The following is a 6,421-nucleotide window of genomic DNA, read 5'->3' on the forward strand; positions in this document are numbered from 1 at the left end:
GCCCGGCCCCGCCCGCCGACGCCGCCGCGGCTCTCCTCCGGCGCTACGACGCCGGCGAGCCGCTGGAGGTCTCCCCCGTGGCCGAGGGCCTGCTGAACCACGGATACCGGGTACTGACCACGGCCGGCAGGTACTTCCTCAAGTGCTACGTCGACCACACCACCGCGGCCCCGGCCGCCATCGCCGCCCAGCACCACGCCACCGCGGCCCTGCATGCCCTCGGCCTGCCCACCGCGCCCCCGCTGGCCGCCCGCGACGGCCGTACCGTGGTGGCGTTCGCCGGGCGGCGCTACGCCCTTTTCCCCTGGGTGGACGGCAGCCACCGGGCCGGACACGAGCTCACCCCCGACCAGAGCGCCGAACTGGGCACCCTGCTCGGGGCCGTCCACCTGGCCCTCGCCGAGGTGCACCCCCCGGTGCTGCAGCCGCTGGTCCAGCCCAGCGCCGACCCGGTGCGCACCGAGGAACTCATCGAGGAACTGCTGGCCCTGGCCGCCGCCCACCGCCCCCAGGACGAGCTGGACCTGCTGGCCCGGCAGCGGCTGCTGGAGCGCCGCGGACTGCTGGCCGCCCATGCGCACCGCCGCCCGCGGCCGGACGCGGCCCCGCCCACCGGATGGGTGCACGGCGACTTCCACCCGCTCAACCTGCTCTACCGGGGATCCGACCCGGTCGCCATCCTCGACTGGGACCGGCTGGGTCTCAAGCCGCGCGCCGAGGAGGCCGTCCGCGGAGCCACCCTCTTCTTCCACCATCCCCGCAGCGGGGCACTGGACCTGGTGCGGGTACGCCGCTTCTCCCGGGCCTACCGGGCAGCCGGGGCGGCCGGGCCGGAGGAGATGGCGGCGGCCGTGCACCGGGTGTGGTGGGAGCGGCTCAACGACTTCTGGATGCTCCAGTGGCGCTACCAGCGCGGCGACCACCGGGCGGATCCGCTCTTCCCGGCCGCGGCGGCGCAGATCGTCTCCTGGTGCGAGGAGTACGAGCAGGTACTGGACGCCTACATCAACTGACCCGGCCGGCCGTCCCACGGCACAGCGGACACCGCTGCCCGGACAGCCGACGGCCCCGGGCCGGCAGAACCGGTCCGGGGCCGAAAAGGGCAGGTCAGGGGCTGGCTGCCCCCACCGGAGTGCCCGGGGCGTCGGTGGGGGACGGGTCCCCCGCCGCGCCCCCGGCCGCGTTGCCGCTGGGGGTGGCACTGGGCTCGACCGACGTCGGCGCCGACTCCGTGGCACTGGGCGGCGGGGTCGAGACCGACGGCGACGCACTCGGCGTCGGCGATGTGGGCGGCTGCGAGGTCGGCGGCTGCGAGGTCGCCGGGGCCGAGGTGGTCGGACCGGGCTGCGGCACCCCGCCGGGGGACTGCTCGATCGTCCCGGTGCTCCCGGTCGGCAGCTCCGACCCGGGGGTCGTCGCCGTCTCGCTGGGCGCCTCGCTGGTGCTGGAGGCACTGGGAGCGGTGGGAGCGGTGGTGCCGGGGTTGGGACCGCCGGTGCCGGAGTGCTGGGAGGCCAGTATGGCGGCCACCACCGCCACCGCCGCGGCCGCGGCCAGCGCCAGCCACAGCAGCGGGCTCCGCCGCCGCGGCGGCTCGTCGCCCGCGTCGGCGGGGATCCCCGCCCCCGGGCCTCCGTGGCCGTAGCCGCCCGCTGGGGTGTCATAGGGCCGGTAGCCCGGACCCATCGCGGTCGGCGCGGCGCTGCCCATCGGCGGCGTCGCGGCGTGGAACTGCTCGGTCACGGCGTTGGCGCCGGTCGGCGCGGCCGCCCCGGCGGCACCCGCCGCCAGTCCGGCCACCGCGGCGCCCGCCGCCCGGCCGGCACCGGTACCGCCGTGCAGCTCCCGCAGGGTCTGCTGCACATGGGCGCGGAACTCGTCGGCGTTCTGGAAGCGCTCGTCGGGGTTCTTGGCCAGCGACCGCAGCACCAGGCCGTCCAGCTGCGGGGGCACCCGGTGGTGGGCCTGCGAGGGCGGCACCGGATTGTCCTGAACGTGCTGGTACACCACCGACAGCGGCGTGTCACCGGTGAACGGCGGCCGCAGCGTCAGCAGCTCGTAGAGCATGCAGCCGGTGGCGTACAGGTCGGAGCGGTGGTCCACCGCCTTGCCCAGCGCCTGCTCCGGGGAGAGGTACTGCGGGGTGCCCATCACCATGCCGGTCTGGGTCATGGTGCTCGCGGCGCCGGTGAGCGCACGCGCGATGCCGAAGTCCATCACCTTCACCGCACCCGCGGTGGTGATGATCACGTTGGCGGGCTTGATGTCACGGTGCACGATGCCGTGCCGGTGGCTGTACGCCAGCGCCTCCAGCACACCCGCGATGATGATCAGCGCCTGGTCGACCGGCGGCGCCTCCTCGTCCACCAGGAGATCGCGGACGGTGCGGCCCTCCACCAGCTCCATCACGATGTACGGCATGGAGTCGCCGTTCGGCAGCTCCTCCTCGCCGGTGTCGTACACCGCCACCACCGCGTGGTGGTTGAGCGAGGCCACCGAGTGCGCCTCACGTGTGAAGCGCTGGCGGGCCACGTCGTCCTGGGCCAGCTCGGTACGGAGCAGCTTCACCGCGACGGTACGCCCGAGGCGCAGGTCCTGGGCGGCGAAGACCTCCGCCATGCCGCCGCGGCCGAGCCTGCGGGTGAGCTGGTAGCGGCCCTCGCCGACCGTCCCGAAGTCGCCCTCGGTGCCCTGCCCCGGGGTGCCGGGGGCGCCGAAGCCGGAGCGGCCGAGGCCGCCGGTCCCGTGCGTGCCGGCCGGCGTGTGCGGAGTGTCCTGGGCGCCGCCCCTGGTCCGGCCGTCGTGAGTGGCGTCCTGCGCTCCCGGGACGACGTCCGGTGACTGCTCACGGGCGGTGTCGCGGCGGTCGCCGTCCCCCGTGTGCGGTGTCTGTGCCATCACTCCTCGCCGTCCGTCATCGGCCTGAATGCGATCACGCTCTCGTCTCTGTCTCGGGTCCGCCGGGGCCCGGCAACCTGATCTTCCTCTTCTGCCCGTGACGGGCAGGAGAAGGGGTTCCTCCGTGCACGCTACCGTCTTCGAAGGGCGTCCGTGACGGCTGAACCACCTGGGTGACGCCTACCCGGCCACCGCCGGGCGCGCACCCCCGCGATCGGCGCGCGGTCTGCCCCCGCACGCCCCGCATGCCCGCGTACGCCCATGTCCGACCGGTTCCGCCCGGTCAGGCCAACGTCCCCGGCTCACCCGGCGGGCCCGGGAACCGCAACCCGGAGTACCCGTCCGTGGGGCTGGTGTAGGGGTCCTGGTTGCTGTTCTCGGCCTTGGCCGCCACGATCGCCACGATGATGCCGATCAGGACCAGCACACCCACGATCACACCGACCACCACCAGCGCCGTACCGCAGCCGTTGGCGCCGGTCTGCGGCGGACGCGGCGCGAACGGGGCGGGACCCGGCGCGAACGGGCCCGGCGGCGGCGTGGGCGCTCCCATCCGCATCGGCTGCATGGGCCGCATCGGCGGTGGGGTCTGCGCCTGCATCGGCCCCGGCATGGGGCCGGGCATCGGCATCGGCCCCGGCTGGGGGAAGCCCTGCTTCGGCGGCGGGGTGTGCGGCGGCCGCTGCTGCGGCGGACCGTACTGCGGCACCGGGGTGTGCGGGACCGGAGTGTGCGGCTGGGGCGTGTGCGGCGGAGGAGTGTGCGGGGCCATCGGAGCGCCCTGGCCGAAGGACGGCATCGGCGCCGGCTGGTACGGCTGGCGCACCTGGTCCGGGGACGGTGTCCGCAGCTCCCCCGTGACCTGAGGGAAGATCGCCGAGGAGATGGGTCCGCCGCCGCTCCCCTGCCCATGGGCAGCGCTGGGGCCGCCGCCGATCACCAGCGGGGTCGCCCCGCCCTGCTCCCCGGAGGCGGCCCGCTGCACCTCGTCCCGCATCGCCTCCGCGGTGGGGAAGCGATGCGCCGGATCCTTGCGCAGCGCCCGCGCCACCAGGGCGTCCACCGCCGCCGTGACCGCACGGTTGATGCTCGAAGGCGCCGGGGGCTGCTCCTGCACATGCTTGTAGGCGATGGAGAACGCCGTGTCGCCGTCGAACGGAAGCCGGCCGGTGAGCAGCTCGAAGAGCAGGCAGCCCACCGAGTAGAGGTCCGCGCGGGCGTCCACGCTCTTGCCGAGCGCCTGCTCCGGGGAGAGGTACTGCGGGGTGCCCACGACCATGCCGGTCTGGGTCATCGAGGTGACGCCGGACTGCAGCGCCCGGGCGATGCCGAAGTCCATCACCTTGACGACGCCCTTGGGCGTCACCATCACATTGCCCGGCTTGATGTCGCGGTGCACCAGCCCCTGCTCGTGCGACGCCCCCAGCGCCGCCAGCACGTCCGCGGTGATTTTCAGCGCGCGGTCGGCGGGCATCGCCCCGTGCTGCTCGATCTCCCTGCGCAGCACGGCGCTGAGCGAGGTCCCCTCGACGTACTCCATGACGATGTACGGGATCGTGGAGCCGTCGGCGTCGGTGTCCTCGCCGCTGTCGTACACCGCCACGATGTTGGTGTGGCTCAGCCGGGCCACGGCCTGCGCCTCACGGCGGAACCGCTCACGGAAGGAGGACTCCCGGCCGAGGTCGGTGTGCAGGGTCTTCACGGCCACCGGCCGGTCCAGCACGGTGTCCTGGGCGAGGTGGACGGAGGCCATGCCGCCCTGGCCCAGCAGCTGCCGCAGCACATATCTGCCGTGCCCGACCGCACGCAGCCCGGTGGCCGCGCCGTCCGTGGTGCCGTCCTCGCCCATCGTCCTCAACATCCCCCTCGGCATGCCGCGCCGCCGCTGCCGCCGCGTACGCGTCGTGTGTGGACCGGCCGGAGGGCACAACGGCCTTCGGCAGGGGCCAGGTTATCGGCACGCCCCGACGTCCGTACCGGGGCGTGCGATCGTACTGCGCACGCCCCGGTACACGGGATCCGGGTGCCGATCGGTTCCGGCCCGCCGGAGTGCGCCGGAGTGCGCCGGAACCCCGGGACACCGGGAGAGGCCGCGCCGGGATCAGAGGTACGGGCCGGACCGCATGCCCCGGCCGGGCTCCCCGAGCTCCTCGCCGAGCTGACCGCCCTGCCCGGGCGGCAGCGCACGGCGCATCTGCTCCAGCTGCGCCCTGGCCGCCATCTGCTGGGCGAACAGCGCCGTCTGGATGCCGTGGAACAGCCCCTCCAGCCAGCCGACCAGCTGGGCCTGCGCGATCCGCAGCTCGGCCTCGCTGGGGATGGTGTCCTCGGTGAAGGGCAGCGAGAGCCGCTCCAGCTCCTCCACCAGTTCGGGAGCCAGCCCCTGCTCCAGCTCCTTGATGGAGCTGGCGTGGATGTCCTTCAGACGTACCCGGCTGGCCTCGTCCAGAGGTGCGGCGCGCACCTCCTCCAGCAGCTGCTTGATCATGCTGCCGATCCGCATCACCTTCGCCGGCTGCTCCACCATCTCGGTGACCGGCAGCTCACGCGGTTCTTCCCCCTCGCCGCCGGACAGCAGGCGGGCACCCCCGGGGGCACCGCCGACGGCCATGCCGTCCGGGCCGACGATCAGGACGTGCGGGCTGTCTTCCGGCCGTTCGTTCATCGGCGTGTTCATGGGTGCCATTCTTCCCCACCGGGGCCCGCCGGGGTCGACTGCCCCGGACAAGTGGAGTCACGAAGTACGGGCGCGAAGCGGGCGGCCGTACGGTCAGCGGCGGCGCAGCCGCAGGCCCACCAGCGCCACCCCGAAGCCGATCAGGCTCATCCCCATGCCGAGCGGCAGATAGGTCCCCGCCGCGACCGAGGAGAAGGGGACGGAGGTGGGTATCTCGCCGTCGGCCTCGTCCGCCCCCGGGGCGGCGGGGCCGGGCGCCTGGGGGAGCACCGCTCCCGCCGGAAGCGGCCGGTCCGTGGCGGCGGGCGGCGGTTGCGGCAGGGTGCGCCGCGACGCCGGTATGTCCGCGGTGTCCATGCCTGCGGTGTCCGGGTCCTCAGCGGTCGCTGTGTCCGCGGGGTCCGCCGGGTCCGCCGGGTCCGCCTGCATGGGAGCCGTGTGCGGCGGGGCCGTCCCGGTCCGCCCGCCCGCGGCGGCCGAGGGGCGCGGCAGCACGGTGGAGCCCGCACGGGGTGTGCCGGTCTGGGGGACGGCCCCGGAGAACCTCCCGGGGTCCTGGGCGCAGCCCTGCCTCGGGGTGTACCCGAGGCGGTGCCGGTCCTCGCCGGGCCGGACGGTGGCACGGTGGCCGGCCCCGGCGTCGGGGCGGGCGCCAAGGTTCCGGAGGCTGGCGTCCCCGGGGGAGTGCGCGGAGCGCGCCGCCGGCCGGTCGCACCCCCGGGGGGAGGCTGCGGCGGCCGTCTGCGCCGGAGCCAGCAGCGCGGCGGCGGCCAGACCGCCGCACAGGGCCAGCAGCACCGGGGCGGGGATCCTGCCGGCCGCGGCGGCGGACGGACGGGGCGGGAG

Annotated in this window: 4 protein-coding genes and 1 pseudogene; 1 reads left to right on the forward strand and 4 read right to left on the reverse strand. The window is 75.1% G+C overall.

All coding sequences use genetic code 11. The features are described 5' to 3' along the window. Positions 1-1,013, forward strand: a 1,013-nt coding sequence (locus AOK09_RS24725; protein ID WP_055589449.1) for a phosphotransferase, incomplete at its 5' end; no start/stop codon positions are given. Positions 1,014-1,107: 94 nt separating this feature from the next. Here AOK09_RS24725 and AOK09_RS24730 read toward each other — a convergent pair. From AOK09_RS24730 to AOK09_RS24745, 4 genes and pseudogenes are all read right to left on the reverse strand, one after another. Further along, a complete protein-coding gene (locus AOK09_RS24730) occupies positions 1,108-2,898 on the reverse strand; it encodes a protein kinase domain-containing protein (RefSeq protein WP_063796058.1) in 1,791 nt (596 codons plus the stop codon). Positions 2,899-3,181: 283 nt separating this feature from the next. Then, the gene (locus tag AOK09_RS24735; protein ID WP_063796059.1) at positions 3,182-4,747 is read right to left on the reverse strand and encodes a protein kinase domain-containing protein; all 1,566 of its coding nucleotides are present in this window, start codon (positions 4,745-4,747) and stop codon (positions 3,182-3,184) included. 252 nt (positions 4,748-4,999) lie between these two features. After that, complete coding sequence (locus AOK09_RS24740) at positions 5,000-5,575, reverse strand: bacterial proteasome activator family protein (protein ID WP_055589450.1); 576 nt, start codon at positions 5,573-5,575, stop codon at positions 5,000-5,002. Between the two features lie 93 nt (positions 5,576-5,668). Then, positions 5,669-6,421, reverse strand: a pseudogene (locus AOK09_RS24745) (hypothetical protein); the annotation flags it as partial.

The sequence above is a fragment of the Peterkaempfera griseoplana genome, from assembly GCF_001418575.1.
GTDB classification, from domain to species: domain Bacteria; phylum Actinomycetota; class Actinomycetes; order Streptomycetales; family Streptomycetaceae; genus Peterkaempfera; species Peterkaempfera griseoplana.

Bases quoted from the DNA above. Each gene is read 5' to 3' on its own strand.
- AOK09_RS24730 (WP_063796058.1), bottom strand. From the start codon at position 2,898: ATGGCACAGACACCGCACACGGGGGACGGCGACCGCCGCGACACCGCC.
- AOK09_RS24735 (WP_063796059.1), bottom strand. From the start codon at position 4,747: ATGGGCGAGGACGGCACCACGGACGGCGCGGCCACCGGGCTGCGTGCG.
- AOK09_RS24740 (WP_055589450.1), bottom strand. From the start codon at position 5,575: ATGAACACGCCGATGAACGAACGGCCGGAAGACAGCCCGCACGTCCTG.